This window comes from Candidatus Cloacimonadota bacterium, from assembly GCA_019429305.1.
Classification (GTDB): domain Bacteria; phylum Cloacimonadota; class Cloacimonadia; order Cloacimonadales; family JAJBBL01; genus JAHYIR01.
Genome location: JAHYIR010000002.1, coordinates 140849 through 158487, shown reverse-complemented (window position 1 = coordinate 158487; position 17639 = coordinate 140849). Strand labels below are relative to the sequence as shown.

Sequence of the window (17639 nt, the reverse complement as noted above, 5' to 3'; positions counted from 1 at the left end):
TTAAAAGTTTACCGTATAGGCGAAATCTATGCTGAAAACATTCTGCCGATAATCTTTGTACTTTGCTACATTTGGATTTTCAGAATGAACATCTCGGAGGTAATGTTTATAGTCAAGAATTATGTTTAAATTTCTTACTAAGTATAGATCACAGCCAAGGTTTATACGGTAACGTTTTTCTTCTCTTGTGCTCTGAAAAGGGGCAACTTCCACAGGAAGCTCTGTCTGATAGTATCTGTTTTCTACTCTAAACCCAAAATAGGGTCTGAAATCATAGTTATTAATGAGGTTTATCCTTTTATTACGGAATTGAAGATCATAGATGTTACTTTCATACGCTGGATCTGTTATATGATCACTAATGACAACCTCATCTATATTATAAGAAACATTTGAGGGTTCGAATTGTCTGTAATAATAGAAAAATCTTAGATAGAAAGTAGGAAAAGAACGCCTCCAACCTAATCCATAAGTGGTTGCTACACCATCATATTCGGTGAAAAATTCATTATAGAAATATTCCTCAATTTGGTAATAGAGGAGTGGTGTATCATATCTCGTTAAAGAAAAATAGGAATAGAGACGATAGAGATTCTTCTCATACTCAAATTTTTCATAATCTATCGGTTCACTCGTTTCGGGATCTCGATATCGGTAATCTCTGGCATACAGATCGCCATAGTAACCGTAATAGAGGTTCAGATTAAAACCTTGATAGCTATTAAAGAGCGCTGTTAGAATACTGAAATTGGACTTATCAGAATTGCTCAGATACTGGTAGTAGTTGGCATTGATATAGGGCTCCACGGTTAATTCACCGAAATTGATAGGATATCGTAATCTGAGTGAAGGATTGATGATCAGATCATCAGCAGTCTCAATAAATGATAATATTTGTTCTCCATCATCAAATCTATCTCTGTCATAATCTGAGAGAGAAAAAATATTATCATTATAGCCAAAAGTTAAGCCAAAGGTTGCTCGTAACCCTGTGAGAGATCTTTGAAAAATAGTTGGCTCCAAAAAAGAACCCATATCATATTCAGGATCTGAAGTGAGTGGTATTTCTTCAGGTGTATCCATAAAAAGACGGTATATAAAGTAATGACCTGAACTAGGAATGATACGAACTGTATGTTCACCAACAGGTAGAGAGAATTCTATTCTTCTTCCAATAGAAAGAGCCTGTTCAGGGACTTGTTCCAGCCAATAGGCACCAGTCCTTCTGTTTGGTATAGTGACAGTTTCTATAATAATACCATTAACCTCTATGTCGAATTGTCCCTCAGTTTGGGTTTGATTTATGAGAAATCTACTGAACCCTGTTATTGTATTGGGACCTGTTGCTATGAACTCTAAGGGAGTAGTTGGGCTAGCTGAATAATAGAGGTTTTCACTATCTTCTGATTTGAGAGTGTATTCACTGATAAATACTTGCGGTTCAAAGGCAGCTCTTACTGTCGGAACAGTCCAAACCTCTTCTTCTCTGAAAACTTTAAAATATGCCAATCTATTGGTCGTTGAGATACTGATCGTATGTCTTCCTGGTGCCAGATTTAATAGGATATCTTCCATCACCACAAAATCGCCACTTTCGCTGCGACGAATAACGGTAAAGTTACGAAAGGCATTATTGATTTTAACCTGATAGGTCAGAGCGGGTACATCCTGTCTGACTGCCGATTTAATCATTATTCTTCCACCTTCGATATCAAGAACAAGTTCACGATTTGGTTCTGAACGATAGAAGAACCAACGATTATCGTCTAGTTCAACTATTCGGCGAGTACCATGTTCTTTGAAGTTTATTATCCGCCATTGGGCTTCAATAAATGAATATCCAGTTGTTATTACTACTACCAAGAATAGACACAGAAGTAAGAAAGATTTGAGATTATTGGAGATGTTAGAAAAAATCATATAAGCTCCTGATCTGGATCTATAATATTGGTTGTGAAATGTCTGTCATAGCGATCGAAGATAATTACTACTATCAAACAGAGCAGCAAGATACCTAAACAAATTGCAGCTACAGTCGTATTGTTAACTTCAGAAATGAACACTTTCCCTGTACCTACTTCCGGTAATGGAATTGGATCTACAACCAGTCCATATCGCTCAGCAACTACCTGTGGTCTGAAAATATGGATTATAGGGATATTGCGTCGGGCAAAGAGCATTATTGCCCCGTCTGTAGCAAAAGTACGATCAGCTATTCTATAATTTATACCATCACGAATGAGAGAAGCATTAACAGAAGCTCCGACATTTGCTAACCCACCACCAATATTTACAAAGAGACGGTAGCGTTGTCTATTGGGAATGAGATCATCATAAATCTCCATTCTTTCACGTATATTTCCTTGCAGGTCGTTATTATGGATCAAAATGATCTCATGATGTTCTATGTTTTCAATGATTAAATTTCTACCGTCTAAGGGTAATCCTCTTCCTATATCACTGCCTCCACCAATAGAAGCAGCTACAGAAGAGAAGTTGATCAAGCCCCTTTCTCTTAAAATATTTTCCATGTCGAGCCATGTAAAATCTTCTCTATTTGCTCCAAACATAGAAGAACCAACAGAAGTAATGACAACGGGATTAAGCTCTAATGTGTGCATTGCAGAATATAAAGCGAGATTAAGGCCGGGATTAGCACTTGTCTGTCCCACTGCAATATAATCACCCGGTCGGACACGAGCAGAGAGAAACATATCTACAAAAACAGCGGCAAAATTGGGGTTTAGTCCGGTTAGCTTGTCAGATAAAATACCTCTACTGGTTGTGATTGATGAACCACTAAGCCCTATTAAACCGGTCTGATTCGGATCATTAGTTGTATCAATTATATAACCACGAGCATCAAATTCTTCACGCAGTACTTCCATACAAGCTTTCATGTGCTTCCCTGCTTCAATTTTCTGTTCATAACCTTCTGCTCTGATTTCACTGTAACTGTTTTGAGAGATATAGTAGAGAACAATGCTGATTAGTGCGAGAGCAGCGAGTGACCAGATAGATTTGAGTGTTGGTCTATACATCAAACATTACCTCCCCACCAGATATGACTATCAATATTAATCGAACCAGAACGGCAGCAATGATCATTGTGAACAGTGTTCTGAAAATTCCCTGTCTTTCCATCCAATTAGCAATTAATCCTGGAATGATATATCCGATTGATTGCATCTTTAAATCATAGATAGTTATGTTGACAAAAATTATGTTTCTGGTTGCCCAACCTAAGATAAATCCTATTAAGATAGAGAGTACCATTCTTCTTTTACCGTATAAAAGAGAAAAATTTGATATGATCTTGATGATGATCAGAGTAGCTAAACTTACAGCTATCGTTCCTATTATCAGTGTGGGACGATGAAGATACATTGCAATGTAACCGGGAACAACAATACCACCTGCTGATGCACCCAATAATTCGCTGAAGAGTAAGCTAAGAATAACCCCTAAACCGACAGCAGCTTCAACCACTTATACTCCTCCTTTGGATTTCTTACGGAAATAATTAACTATTTTAGCACCATATTTCTTGGTTCCAGCTATATTACCTATGCCAATGATATGGGATTCTTTGGTTGTTAATGATAAAACTCTATCAAAAATTAGCGAAGGTTCAATTTCTCCTAATACTAATAATTTACCCTTGGGTATTCTGCCATCAAGAGCATAATGCTCTAATTGGTCAGTTCTTTCGCCTGTCAGGATAAAATAATCATAATTCTCTTTGCAGAAGGTGTCAATTAATTGATGCGAACGAGCAAATCTGTCTGCTCGAGTATTTAATACGATCATCTTTTCTTGATCTAATAATGGCGAAGTAATCTTTTCCCAGATATACAAACTAGATTCAGGATCGTTCGCAGCAAAAACATTATAAAAAACGATCTTTTTACCGTCATTTTCTATTGTGTATTTCTGCAAAGCACCGGGGTCAGGATTAGAATGTTGCATACCCTTCAGAGCAACCTTGCGATCAATACCATAATGCTCACAAACTGCTAAAGCTAAGGATAGATTATCGGCATGTTCAATATACTCAAAAGGAGTAAGGTCATTCTGAGTGATCTGCTCGGGGGTAACATGCCTGATCATAGTTCCTCTTTTGTGTGCTATTTGGTTTAGAAGAGGAAATTGTTTTTCTTCAGAAGTAAAGCAAATGCTATGATTGGGTATTGTATTGGCAATTGATCTTGCAACACTCTGGATATTTGAACCCATCAAATCAATGTGATCAAGTCGCACATTGGTTATCACCGATAGAGTTGATTTGACAAACTTTCGTTCTGTTATCCACTGAAAAACAGGATTAACCGCCATACATTCCACTACTATTGCCTTTGGTTGCAAAGAAGCAGCATAACGAAAAACATACTTTTGCTCTATGATGTTAGCAGCAAATAGACGGATTATTGATGATTCTCTTCCGTCTGGTAGAATCAATCTCGGTATAGTTCCTGTTGTCTTGGCTAAAGTTCTTATACCACCGGCTCTTAATCCGGCTGCAATCAGTCGCGTAACACTTGATTTCCCTCTTGTTCCGTTGACATGTATCCGAATGGGAATCATCTTTACATTACGAGTATGACGAAAATACTCAAAGATTAAATTGGTTACAAGTATTAGCGTTGCGATAATCAACACCGTCATATTGTTATGTTATCCTTTATCTCATTTATTTTTATCTTTTTCATACCTAAGTTCTCTATCTGAGCTAAAAAAGATTAAACCGATAATAATCAATGCAAATTCTATGCCAGAATCTGCAAGAATAATTTTGACAATAAATCTAAAGAGCCAGAGATGAGTCAAGTGTAGTTTACATTATATTATAGGAAAACACTGGAAATTAAGCGAGCTATTTTAGATTTTCTTTCATTGAAACAACTGTGATACATCAATAGAGCTAAATAATCTCTAATGTTGAGCATATTGAGATAAACTATTCTGCATCAATAGTAATGTTAGTGTAGAGAGACATCATAGCTAAATCTATACGAAAAGATTTATCAAGGGCAAATCTTAGTTCAGCAAAATCAAAATCATCTCTATTCGACTTCGACGCTGCTAAAAAACCATGCAATTCGATATAATTGTTAACTTTTTTTACTTGCTCTATTCTGAAATAGACAGTCCTTTCTTCCCAGTAATGAGAGAGCATTAAAATCAGATCGGTATAAGAGGTGAATTCGGATATCGTTCTCTCGGGATCTCTAAGAACCAGTATTGTCGGAACGTCAGCAGGTATGAGAAGAAAATTTAGCAGCTTTGTTCCCATTGCTCTGTGCATCGTAATCAACTGGCTTAAGTAAGGAGAGATTATCTCGATCTCTTGTTCATTCAGATCAGTGGTTTTAATAGTATCACCTGTTGAAAGTTTAACAGATTTATTACTATCTATAGTATAATCAGCTATTACCTCGAAAGTAATACCATCTTTAATGTTTCTTTTGATCAGCTGAATATCGGCTGAGATATTTCCGTTAAAAGGAATAGTCTTTAACTCGTAGCTATTCTGGTTCCTACTTAATTGGTGATTAGGAAACTCTTGGGATAAGAAATACTCTGGATTACTGATCTTGTTATATAGCATCTCTCTGCCCCAAATATTGTCTCGATAGGTGTCAATATAATCTCTGATCGGCATATTGCGATCTATAACTATCGGTTGATAAGTATAAGCAGGTATGGGGATTCTGCTACCTGATATCGGTGGTTGAGCATAATATTGTGATGATGGCACTAAGTAGTGTGCTGTACCTCTCTCTTCTTTTAATCTCTCTATGTCTGCTGAATAGTATTCTCTTTTAGTCAAGCTGATCAATGAGTTCGATAGTTCTGTCAAATCGGGGAAAATGATATCTAAAACACCAATCCCGTTCAACTGAGTAGAATATTTATACGACCCTTCATCAATCCTACTAAATGAAAAACTATGCCAAAAAAACCTCTCTCTGTTTATCAAAGCATCTGTGCCGTCATCTAAATCAAACTTTTCTCCGTTAATCTCCAAGGAAATATTCAAGCCAGTAAGCATATCTGTTACAAAAAAGCTCTGATCACTATTGATTCTATATAATAACGGTTCTAAATAGTGGCGAAACTCCATTTCTATTTGCGGAAGATTTGTCTGGACTACATTTGAAGAGATCATTTCACTCAAGGACACAATACTATTATCTTTCAAGCTGCAAGCAATGATTACCCTATCGTTATTCGTGGGATCATTATAAGTGATTTTTATTAGTGTATGAGAAATATTGGCAGGAGAACGGTGGTCAAAACCACTTCTTTTCATCCAAGAAATGTATAATTGATGCTGATAATCATTCTCGAAGTTGCTCCTTTGAGGGACGAAACTTATTAGAGCAAAGGGAGAAAGGAAAAATATCGTTATCAACCCTATGTATAATATCAATCTTTGTTTTAAGAGCATGTGATCACCAATTAGTTATTCCAGTACAGGAAAAACAGCTCTTAAAACAGGTCAATAAAAAAATAATCATAGCACCATCTTGGATTGGAATGTATTTATCTGATAGTGGAAAAATTAAGAAAAAGATTGCTGAATTACCTTTGGGGTGAGATATTACTAATGGTTTTACACATATTTTTGCTAACTCAAGATTTATGATAAATTTAGTCGGGAAAAATGGCTGAAAGTATTATCTGTAAAGGGCAATCTATAAATAGATTGACACAAATCCAACTTTTTTATATGAAGCATCACAGGAGTTTAATATTATGAATATCATAAATCACCGTACCGGATGGATTGAAGTCGTTTGTGGAAGCATGTTTAGTGGTAAAACCGAAGAACTTATCCGACGAGTCAGAAGAGCAGAATATGCCAAACAAAAGGTACAGGTATTTAAACCGGAGATTGATAACCGCTATGATGATAATCATATAGTGTCACATAGTCGGTTAATGATGCCATCAGAAAACATCAACAAAGCTTCAGACTTGATAGAATTAGTAGAAGAAGACACAAAAGTTGTAGCAGTAGACGAAGTACATTTCTTAGATGATAAGATAATTGATATTTGTAATAAACTTGCCGATGACGGGAAAAGAGTAATTCTTGCTGGTCTTGATCAGGATTATTTAGGACGACCATTTGGTCCAATGCCTAATCTCTTGGCTATTGCCGAATATATCACGAAAACTATGGCAATATGCATGCAATGTGGTAATCCGGCTAACAGAACCGAGAGGTTGTCAAAAGAAGAAGAAACAGTTGTTGTTGGAGCAGCTGATATCTATGAAGCACGCTGTCGGAATTGTCATAGGAGAGATTGATGTTATTGGCTCATCTTATTGCACGGTTAGCAAATATATACATAATTATCATAATAGTCAGAGCAATAATGTCATGGTTTGTACAAGATCCACGCAATGAGTTATACAGGATATTAGTGAACATAACAGAACCAGTTTTAGGACCTATTAGGAAAATAATTCCGATTCAGGGGATCGATATTTCTCCTATAATTGCCATATTATTGATTCATTTAGTTATTCGACTCTTGATAGGGGTTTAATGTTAATTCTGAAAAATAAGGAGCAGTAGATGACAAAAGAGAATGATATTAGTTCAGCTGAAATTCTAACCAGGAATTTTTCTACATCTATGTTTGGTTATAAGAAGGGAGAAGTAGAAGCATTTCTGGAGAAAGTTGCCGTTTATATCGAAGAATTAGAAAAGCAACTGGAACAATACTCAAAGCTAAAGGCACCGGTCAAGAAAGAGGAAAAACACGAGGAAGAACTGAAAGTACACGAAGAGTTAATCAGCAAGACACTAATGATGGCTGAGAGAACTAAAGATGACGTGATCAGAAATGCTCATAAAGAAGCGGAGAACATTGTCAAAGAAGCAGATTTAAAAGGTAAGAAAATGCTAGCTGAAGCGAAAAATTTAGTGAGTGTTTTGGAACACCAGATATATAATTTGGAAGAGCAAAAGAGAATGTTCTTACTAAAATTTAAAGCAGAAATGGAAGCTCAGTTGATTAAGATTAATGAAGATGAATTGATGTCTAAAAGTAGATCTTCTCAACCTAAAGACAAAGTAAAGATAGAAACTGATGAAAAATCTGTCGAAGAATCGAAGGGATGATTTATATTAATTGATTATTTAAGGTATAAGTAAATGAAGGAAAGGGAATTCAAGATCAAAGAAGCTGTTGCTTTTATCAGAGCCAGAACCGGATTTCAACCGGAAGGTGGTCTAATATTAGGCACTGGCTTGAGCTCTCTAACTGATAACATACCCAATGGAGTGATCATACCTTATCAAGATATACCTGGTTTCCCCGTTTCGACAGCTCCTTCACATCGTGGACAAATGTGGCTGGGAGAATTTAGAGACAAAAAAATGCTCATTATGCAGGGAAGATTCCACTACTATGAAGGATATTCCATGGAGCAGGTAACTTTTCCGATTAGGGTAATGAATCAACTCGGAGTTAAGTTTTTAATAATTACTAATGCTGCCGGAAGTTTAAATAACGATATGCAGCCGGGTGATTTAGTGCTCTTGGAAGATCATATAAACTTTATGGGAACCAATCCATTGATAGGAGAGCATGATAATTATTATGGTGAGAGATTTCCCAGTCTCAATGAACCATATTCGGACAATCTGAGAAACATAGCATTATCTGTAGCCCATACTGAGGGCATCGTTCTAAAAAAAGGGGTTTATATTGCCGTATCAGGTCCAAGTTTAGAGACAAAAAGTGAATGTAAAACTTTTGCGAACTGGGGTGCCGATGTAGTTGGCATGTCAACAGTTCCGGAAGTTATAGTTGGCACCCAATGTGGGATGCAACTTTTGGGGATCTCTGTGGTAACGAATATGAGCAACCTCTTCCATGGTGAGATTCATAAGCAGGCAGATATAGAAAAAACTGCTCAGGAAGCTTTCAGCAAGATATCCGTCTTAATAGAAAGAATAATAGAAAAGATATAGATCTGATAATTAGGAGTCACAACAATGAAGGTCAAAGAGTTAACTAAAACCAAGTTAAAACAATTTGAAAAACTATTGGAAAAAGAGAAGGAAGAGACATTAAAGATCATTCGAGATATCAATACCTCACAAAGGAAAGGGGTAAAAAATGAAAACGGTGATCTCTCTTCATATTCAACACATCAGGCAGATCAGGGAACTGATGCAGATTCACAGGAGAAAGAAGTTTATATGCTGGAGAACCAGCAGGAGAAACTAAAGGAAATTAATCAAGCCCTTAAGAGAATCTTTGAAAAGAGCTATGGATTATGCGAAATGTGTGGTGATCTCATAGAAGAGGGACGATTGAAGATAGTACCATTTGCAACAATGTGTATAAACTGCAAGACATCAGAGGAAGAGAAAAAGAAGCGAAAAAGATGAAAAAATTCTATTGCTTATGGATAACAATCCTTGTTATCCTACTAGATCAGGCAACTAAACTAAGAGTTAGTCAATCAATGAGCATAGGTCAAAGGATTACCGTCATTGGCGATTTTTTTAGAATTCACTACATAACCAATACGGGTGCTGCTTTTAGTATATCATTGGGAAACGAGAGTCTGGATAGAATCTTTTTTATTACTAGCACAACTATAGCTATCATCATTTTTGCTTACTTACTATCAAAGGAGAAGAGCCGGATTATTCAATGTGGATATGCTTTGATATTGGGTGGAGCAATAGGCAATTTAATCGACCGTATTGCATATGGAGCGGTTATTGACTTTTTTGATTTTAAATTCTTTAGCTTCATTATAGATCGTTGGCCTGTTTTCAATATCGCAGACAGTGCCATAGTTCTTGCAGTAATTTTATTACTATTCGATCTTTTCTTTCCTCAAAAGAGGGAAGAAAAAGCAAAGCAAAATATTAATTTGGAAACAATAGAGGAGAGTCTATGAAACATTCAAGAATAATTATTATCGCATTTCTTGTTCTTGTTACAGGTAGTTGGAGTCTATTTGGGCAAGGACATGAGACTTTCGATAACTTCACTTATACTGGTATTGCTTATGAAGATGGGTCATTCGTTGGTAATAACGGCGTAACATGGAATTATGTCCATGCCCGAAATCAACAGGAATTTCCTATCGATGGAAACGGTATTATGCTCCGTAGATCCGGAGAAGGGAGTACTATTTACTCAGGGAATATTCCCGGTGGTATAGGAAATTTTTCAGTACAGATGAGAAAAGCGCATACATCTACAGGAGTCCGGCAAGTTGAGCTGTTTATAAATGGTGTCTCCAAGGGTACTTCAATTGAATTCGGAGCCCCAAGCGGAGCAGATGATACGATTCACCTGTTTGAAGTAAATGACATCAACATTGAAGGTGATTTCACTCTTGAGATAAGACATATAACCGGTGGCAGTGAGAATAGACAACTTGTCTTAGACAATATCATGTGGTCAGGCTATACAGGGAATGGAGTGCCTACAGTATCAACTCCAACATTCAGCCCTCCCGGAGGCACTTATTATGAGCCGGTATCAGTCACTATCTCGACTTTAACAGAGGGTGCAACGATCCACTATACAACAGACAATTCAACACCAACTGAAGAATCTCCTATTTTCGATCCTCAAAATCCGATCCAATTGTCAGAAAACACGACTTTGAAAGCAAAGGCATTTAAAGAGGAATGGAATCCAAGCATTACTGCTACTGCCAATTATACTTTTATTCAGACTGTAGAAGTTCCGAATATTGCTGCTCTACGAGCAAGCAGTCAAGACGGGACTCTTTATAGAGTAACTGGTGAGGTTATCCTAACTTTTAAACAGAGTTTCAGAAATCAGAAATATATTCAGGATGATACTGCTGCAATTCTTATCGATGATGATTCCGGAGTAATAACAACTGCCTATAATGTTGGTGATGGGATTGTTAACATGACCGGTACATTGGGTTCATTCGGTAATATGATGCAGTTTTCACCAATCTCAGACCCGGGACCTGCGAATTCAACCGGAAATGTCATTGTACCGGAAATTATTACAGCAGCACAATTTTCGGGGAATTATTTCCAATATGATGCTCAATTGTTAACTATCAGAAATGTCACGTTCTTGGGAGCCGATGGTAGTGCTGTCTTTGAGAACGGAGTAGTCTATCAAATAACCGATGGTACAGCAACAATAGATTTTCGTGCTACATTCTACAATGTAGATTATATTGGAACAGTCATACCTCAGGAACCAATTGATCTAACAGGTCTGGCTAATGCTCGAACTACTCCTCCCGAAGGGTTTTTCATTTCAGCAAGAAATATAGCTGACTTTGCTGAGATCATTCCGGAAGATCAGGTTTTGACTCCAATATTATCTCCACCATCCGGACAATATGCTGACCCAATTAATGTTTCGATATTCTGTCCGACAGAGAATGCTTCAATATATTATACAATAGATGATACTACACCTACTCAGAATTCTATACCCTATACAACTCCGATCTATTTAGATGAAACCACGACAATAAAAGTCAGAGCTTTTAAAGAAGGAATGGCTCCGAGTAATATAGTTACTGCTGTTTATCAGGTAGGTTATACAACAATAAGACAAATACGAGAAAACTTCGATTATTACAATGGTAAAACAGTTACTGTTCAAGGAGTCGTTACTGTCGGATCAGGAACAATTCATGCAACACAGCTCCGTGCCTATATACAAGACGAATCGGAACGTGGAATTATGATGTTCGACTATACTGCTGACGGCAATATTCAAAGAGGACACAGATTAGAAGTTACAGGCACTATCGGGATGTATCAGGGTGTGATGCAGTTGACAGACTACACCTATCAGATATTGGCAACTGGTATAAACATCGAACCCTATATTATTGAGTTAAGCCTTGCCGAAGCCCAGAATTATCAGGTTTGGGAAGGAACTATGGCTGAGGTTAGTGGTCGACTCTATGAAAATCCCTACTATGCCGGTGGCGGTTATAATGTAAATATTGAAGATCAGAGCGGTAGAAGATTGACTGTTAGGGTTTGGGACAGCACCGGTATCAATGTGTCTCGATTAGTCCGTGGTGTTCCTATCCGTGCCAGAGGGCCCGTTGGTGTTTATAATAATCAATCTCAGCTTTTACCAGCATATCAAGAAGATATTATCATTGATATTGCCGATCCGGTGATTGATGATATATATTGGTCTCCAGAAAATCCGTACGTCGGGGTTCCCTATGTTGATGATGAAATAACAGTTTTTGCAGTCGTTTTTGACTATGATGGACAGATCGAGAGCGTTGAATTGTCTTACCGTTTAGAATCAGTTGCTACAATTTTAGATACACTGGATATGCAATTTACTTCAAATGATATATACAGGGTTGACATACCTCCGTTAGAAACCTATACAGATTGGGAAGACAATTATATCATATCCATCAAAGCTACCGATAATGACGGTAATATCTCAACTGCCTCCAAGCGTATTCCGGTTGTTAAAAGAAAGCCTATAGTATATAATATTACATTTGGTGACCCTGAACCGGGAGATCCACTTTCGGTAACTGCCTCAATAGTAACGCCATCACTTGACCCTGAGACTGAGATTATCGAAACAAGACTGTTTTATTATCTGAATTATCGTGCTCAGGAGTATCATACCGATTTTGACTCAGTCGGAGTTGATCTATACAGAGGTTTTGTGCCGGGGCAACCACAGGGTACAATAGTTCAGGTTGTTATTTTTGCAGCCGATAGTGATGGTCTATTTACAATGCATAGCGAAGATCTGGATGGTAATGAGTATTTTTATACATATTCCGTATTATCACATCAAGCAATGTTGAAAATACCTCCCACACCATTTAACCCGTGGGATAGTGAGACCATTTCTATCGGATTCTTTTCTGAAGCAGGAAATAAAGCAATTATGAGAATCTACAATGCAGAAGGGAAGCTGATGTTTACCCCGATTAACACAGTTCTGGAAAATGTCCCGAACTCACAGGAAGGGATTCATTACTATCATTGGAACGGTAGGGATCGCAGTAATCATATACTTCCCATTGGATTATATATTTGTCATCTGGAAGTCATAGATCGAAATACCGGTAAGAAGAAAACAGCCAATGCCCCAATTGTTATCGGTTCACCATTAAAATAAGGAAGGAATATAATTATGAAACATATTATAACAATCTTAATTATCAGTGTAGTTTTCCTTACGACTCTTAATGCAGTCTTTGATGATTACGAGCCCTCTGTTAGAGCACGAGGTCTTGGAGGTGCTTTTTATTCACTCTCAGATGATGCCACAGGCATTTTCTATAATCCTGCTGGTTTGATCAAATCTCCGGGTCATTTTACAGGAAGTTATACACGCATCTTCAGTAATGACTTTCAAGTGTTAATGACATCAGCTTTTACTATGCCTTTACCAAAAAGAGCCGGCTCTATCGGTATCGGTTTTCAATCAATGGATGTGCAATATCTAGATGTAAACATGATGTCGGAAAAGGTTATTAATCTGGGACACTCGTTTACTCTTATGAGAGATGTGCATTCCGAGTTTCATTTAGGGTATAGCGGGAGTCTCTATGTTCTGGATATCGATAGATTTGGTAGCGAAACAACTTTTGGTCTCAATTTAGGTGCTTTAGTGATCTTACATCATAGAACTAGACTCGGATTTGCTATCGATAACATTAACAATCCAAGGATTGGAGTTAACAATAAGCATGAGATTCCTCAAAGATTAGCTATGGGCATTACTTATAATCCATATCCCGGCGTTACGACGTCCTTAGATCTGAAAAAACCTTTCGGCGAACCTACTCAAATTCATACAGGTGCAGAGGTAGAAGTACATCCGGTACTGACTTTAAGAGCAGGATTGAGAAATCATCCAGCTAGCTTCTCTTGTGGGGCTTCTTTCGTCGTTCATGACTTTTTAGTCGATTATGCCCTTAATACTCATTCCGTCTTGAGGACTACACATCATTTCGGGATCGGTTACCGGTTTTAAATAAGCAAAGGGGGTCCGAATTATGGGTAATAAAAACAGAGAAGAACCGCAAAGTAAGCCGTTAATTGCAGGTGCTGTTAAGGTTTTATTTGAAGTGATCAAACATTTCATTCATGATTTCGAGATCAATAGAACAGCCAAGAAATTCGAGAAGTATGGTGAGCAGTTTCAGACTATCGACAACATGCTGCTAAAACTAGAAAATAAGCTGCAGGAGTGCCGTAGAGAGATCGAAGAGTTGAAAAACCGTTTACTTTGGAGTAATATCTTACTGATTGGTCTGTTGATTTTGCTGATTGTTCAACTTGTAGTCAGGTAAAAATAGAAAGTTACAAGACCGGAGTTAACTTAATATAATCGTCAAGGAGTTCAAGGGCTCTCTCTTTGAGCCATTTATCCTCGATCATTTGCCAGTTCTTCTTGGAACGGGGATAGTCTAACAAAGCCCTGTAGAAGCTTTTTACAGCAGAGGATCTCTCTCTATTTTTCAGTAATGTTAGCAAATGCTCCTGTATCTCTTCTGTATCTTGCTCCAAGGCAAAATCTTCCATTAATTCCATAATATCCTTCAGCATTGGTTCAATGATGACTAAGTCGTGATTCTCTCCATAAAAACCAGCCATATCCCGCGATGTTTTGATTACTTTCTGTTCCTTTGTATTTAGCAGGAATAGGATATCTTTTTCCGTATTCTTTAGTCCTTGAACGACATCGTTTAATAATTCTTCTGTATAAGCCATTGTTGAACTCCTGATAACAAGTATTTCTCTATCAGATAAACATGGCAATGTTTTTATAGTTATCATTAAAATATATTAAGCAAAAATTGACTTTTTGCTTGACTTATAAATCATTTACAAGTGTACAACTTAAGCAAAGAAAAGCTGAACAGAGACTAATATGACGCTAATAAAACTACTATTTTAGTCAGAAAAAAGTGCTGAAGTTTCTGGAGAGGAACAAATTTCATAAAGGAAGAAATTGAATGACAGGAAATGAGATAAGAAAACAGTTTATTGATTTCTTTAAAGAGAAAGACCATGTTGAGGTTAGATCAGCACCGGTAATTCCCTTTGAAGATCCTACTCTTCTCTTTACAAATGCCGGAATGAATCAGTTTAAAGATATCTTTCTTGGTAAGAAAGCTGCTCAGCACAAGAGAGTTGTCAATAGTCAAAAGTGTATTCGGGCTGGAGGCAAACACAACGATCTGGAAGAGGTGGGGCTGGATGGATATCATCATACTTTCTTCGAAATGCTTGGTAATTGGTCTTTTGGGGATTATTACAAAAAAGAAGCCATAATCTGGGCATGGGAACTGCTAACGAAACTTTGGAAGATACCGGCAGAGAAACTTTATGCAACAGTACACCAAACAGATGATGAGGCATATCGTATCTGGGAAAAAGAAACCGATATAGATAAGACACATATTGAATATCATGGCGATAAAGATAATTTCTGGGAGATGGGGGAGACCGGTCCCTGTGGTCCCTGTTCGGAGATACATATAGATTACGGTGAAGAATTCTGTAACCTAAAAGGTCAAAAAGATCACCAGTGCCGTGTTAACGGTGATTGTCACAGGTTTTTTGAGCTCTGGAATCTCGTGTTTATCCAGTTCTTTCGAGATGAAGAGGGAAAATTAAATCCCTTAGAAAAACAGTTTGTCGATACGGGAGCCGGCTTTGAGAGACTATGTCAGGTCTTACAACATAAAAAATCAAATTACGATACCGATGTCTTTCAATCTATCATCAAAGCTATAATAGATATTTCAGGTAAAAACTATGAACCAGAAGAAGATCAGCAAAGCATCAAGAACATCGAACATAGAGTTATAGCCGATCATATCAGAACTCTCTGTATAGCTATAGCTGACGGGGGATACCCCTCTAATGATGGTAGAGGATATGTCTTACGAAGAATATTGAGGAGAGCTGCTCGTTTTGGCAGATTGTTAGGGTTGAAAAAACCTTTTCTCTATCTACTTACTGACAATGTTATACATATTATGGGAGATACATATCCGGAGCTAAAAGAGAAAGAGGTCTATATAAAAACTGTGATCAAAGCGGAAGAAGAACGCTTCAACGAGACTCTCGATAAAGGTCTGGAAAAATTTGCTGAGATCTGCAAAACTGCCCAGAATAATACTATTACAGGTAAAGATCTGTTTATCCTTTATGATACATTTGGATTTCCTCCCGATCTGACAGAGCTTTTAGCAAGAGAGAAAAATATGCTGGTCGATCAACAGGGGTTTGCCGAAGAAATGGAGAAGCAGCGTCAATTAGCCCGTGAAAGTTCTTCTTTTAAAATGAAGAATGAAGAAGAAAATTGGTCAGAGTTCTCATCCGTCGCTGCTACCGAATTTATGGGATATAAAACCACTTCAACAAAGAGCAGGATCCTCAAATATATCAAATTGCCAGATGGAATGATAAAAATTGTTCTCGATAAAACTCCGTTTTATCATGAGGCAGGAGGACAAGTCGCTGATAAAGGAAAGATTGTTAATAACGATGTAGAGATAGATATCTATGATGTAAAAAAGGAGAATGAGCTCATAGTCCACTATGGTAAGATAGTCAAAGGTGAGATTTCTGATCAAGAATTAGAATCCTCAATTAACATTGAATATCGGCTCAATATCCAGAGAAATCACACGGCTACACACCTATTACATGCTGCTTTGCGTGAGGTGTTCGGTCCTCATATCCAACAGAAAGGGTCTTTGGTAGCTGCAGATCATCTCCGTTTCGATTTTACCCATTTTAAAGCATTAGATGAACGAGAGATCGAAATAGTAGAAAAGATCATCAATCAAAAGGTTAGAGAATGTATTCCACTACATGTTGAATATAAACAGTTCGAAGAAGCTAAAAGAGAGGGAGCAATAGCTCTTTTTGGTGAAAAATACGAAGATCAGGTTCGTGCGGTTAAAATAGGAGATTATTCTCATGAATTATGCGGAGGTACACACATTCGTTGTACCGGTGAAATCGGGCTCATTAAGATAATCTCTGAATCTGCTTCTGCTTCTGGTATCAGGAGAATTGTTGCCATCACCGGCTCTTTTGCAGAAGATTTCGTCAGGAAAATTGAAAAGGAGTTGTCTTACATTGCCGGAGTGTTGAATGTCCCATTGGTACAACTGACAGACAAGGTTATCAAATTATCAGAAGAGCATAAAAAACTAATCAAAGAGAAAGAGAGCAGGCAACAACAGCATGCCGGAAAGGATTTAGATGATATTCTGGCTACTGCTTCTGAAATCAAAGGGATAAAGGTGGTTACGGGTATAGCAGAAGTCTCAAACAGTTCAGCCCTGAGAAATCTGGGAGATGTATTAAAAGAGAAGCTCAAAAGCGGTATTGGTGTCTTAGGAGCAGCTATTGAAAACAAAGCATCTTTTCTGGTTGTTGTGACTTCTGATCTAACCGCAGTTATAAAAGCGGGAGATATTGCAGCTCAATTGGCTGTCTTGGTTGGTGGTAAAGGTGGAGGAAGACCCGATATGGCTATGTCAGGTGGTAAAGATCTACACAAGCTCTCTTCTGCAATAGATGAAGTAGCTAATATCGTTAGTGGAATAGTTAACAAAACTTAAGTATCCCA

Annotated in this window: 16 protein-coding genes; 10 read left to right on the top strand and 6 right to left on the bottom strand. The window is 37.5% G+C overall.

The window, feature by feature from the left end:
* The 5 genes from K0B81_01960 to K0B81_01940 all read right to left on the bottom strand — a co-directional run bounded on the left by K0B81_01960 (position 1) and on the right by K0B81_01940 (position 6313).
* On the bottom strand, positions 1–1920 hold the full coding sequence (locus K0B81_01960; protein ID MBW6515366.1) for a hypothetical protein: 1920 nt from the start codon (positions 1918–1920) through the stop codon (positions 1–3).
* Positions 1917–3041 carry a poly-gamma-glutamate system protein gene (gene pgsW, locus K0B81_01955; protein MBW6515365.1) on the bottom strand — a complete coding sequence of 375 codons (1125 nt, stop codon included), beginning with the start codon at positions 3039–3041 and terminating at the stop codon, positions 1917–1919. Before pgsW ends, K0B81_01960 begins: the two co-directional genes overlap by 4 nt.
* A complete protein-coding gene (pgsC, locus tag K0B81_01950; GenBank protein ID MBW6515364.1) occupies positions 3034–3489 on the bottom strand; it encodes a poly-gamma-glutamate biosynthesis protein PgsC in 456 nt (151 codons plus the stop codon). Before pgsC ends, pgsW begins: the two co-directional genes overlap by 8 nt.
* Entirely contained in the window at positions 3490–4665 is a 1176-nt protein-coding gene (gene pgsB, locus K0B81_01945; protein MBW6515363.1) for a poly-gamma-glutamate synthase PgsB, read from the bottom strand.
* Positions 4666–4957: 292 nt separating this feature from the next.
* The gene (locus K0B81_01940) at positions 4958–6313 is read right to left on the bottom strand and encodes a hypothetical protein (GenBank protein MBW6515362.1); all 1356 of its coding nucleotides are present in this window, start codon (positions 6311–6313) and stop codon (positions 4958–4960) included.
* Between the two features lie 446 nt (positions 6314–6759).
* On the opposite strand from K0B81_01940, the gene K0B81_01935 reads away from it, so the two are divergent.
* Genes K0B81_01935 through K0B81_01895 form a run of 9 tightly spaced genes read left to right on the top strand, consistent with a single transcriptional unit; the run spans position 6760 to position 14337 of the window.
* Positions 6760–7317 carry a thymidine kinase gene (locus K0B81_01935; GenBank protein ID MBW6515361.1) on the top strand — a complete coding sequence of 186 codons (558 nt, stop codon included), beginning with the start codon at positions 6760–6762 and terminating at the stop codon, positions 7315–7317.
* Positions 7317–7559: a YggT family protein gene (locus K0B81_01930; protein MBW6515360.1), complete on the top strand. Its 243-nt coding sequence runs from the start codon at positions 7317–7319 to the stop codon at positions 7557–7559. Before K0B81_01935 ends, K0B81_01930 begins: the two co-directional genes overlap by 1 nt.
* A gap of 29 nt (positions 7560–7588) precedes the next feature.
* A complete protein-coding gene (locus K0B81_01925) occupies positions 7589–8137 on the top strand; it encodes a DivIVA domain-containing protein (GenBank protein ID MBW6515359.1) in 549 nt (182 codons plus the stop codon).
* A 33-nt stretch (positions 8138–8170) separates the two neighbouring features.
* Positions 8171–8992 (top strand): purine-nucleoside phosphorylase, encoded by an 822-nt coding sequence (locus K0B81_01920; GenBank protein ID MBW6515358.1) that lies wholly within the window; start codon positions 8171–8173, stop codon positions 8990–8992.
* A 24-nt stretch (positions 8993–9016) separates the two neighbouring features.
* Positions 9017–9415 (top strand): TraR/DksA family transcriptional regulator, encoded by a 399-nt coding sequence (locus K0B81_01915; GenBank protein ID MBW6515357.1) that lies wholly within the window; start codon positions 9017–9019, stop codon positions 9413–9415.
* On the top strand, positions 9412–9936 hold the full coding sequence (lspA, locus tag K0B81_01910) for a signal peptidase II (GenBank protein MBW6515356.1): 525 nt from the start codon (positions 9412–9414) through the stop codon (positions 9934–9936). The genes K0B81_01915 and lspA overlap by 4 nt, the downstream gene beginning before the upstream one ends.
* On the top strand, positions 9933–13157 hold the full coding sequence (locus K0B81_01905) for a chitobiase/beta-hexosaminidase C-terminal domain-containing protein (protein MBW6515355.1): 3225 nt from the start codon (positions 9933–9935) through the stop codon (positions 13155–13157). The genes lspA and K0B81_01905 overlap by 4 nt, the downstream gene beginning before the upstream one ends.
* 15 nt (positions 13158–13172) lie before the next feature.
* The gene (locus tag K0B81_01900) at positions 13173–14018 is read left to right on the top strand and encodes a hypothetical protein (GenBank protein ID MBW6515354.1); all 846 of its coding nucleotides are present in this window, start codon (positions 13173–13175) and stop codon (positions 14016–14018) included.
* Positions 14019–14040: 22 nt separating this feature from the next.
* Positions 14041–14337 carry a hypothetical protein gene (locus K0B81_01895; protein ID MBW6515353.1) on the top strand — a complete coding sequence of 99 codons (297 nt, stop codon included), beginning with the start codon at positions 14041–14043 and terminating at the stop codon, positions 14335–14337.
* Positions 14338–14347: 10 nt separating this feature from the next.
* On the opposite strand, the gene K0B81_01890 is transcribed toward K0B81_01895, so the two are convergent.
* Positions 14348–14758, bottom strand: a complete 411-nt coding sequence (locus K0B81_01890) for a hypothetical protein (protein ID MBW6515352.1) — start codon at positions 14756–14758, stop codon at positions 14348–14350.
* Between the two features lie 245 nt (positions 14759–15003).
* On the opposite strand from K0B81_01890, the gene alaS reads away from it, so the two are divergent.
* On the top strand, positions 15004–17631 hold the full coding sequence (gene alaS, locus K0B81_01885) for an alanine--tRNA ligase (protein MBW6515351.1): 2628 nt from the start codon (positions 15004–15006) through the stop codon (positions 17629–17631).
* Positions 17632–17639 lie beyond the last annotated feature (8 nt).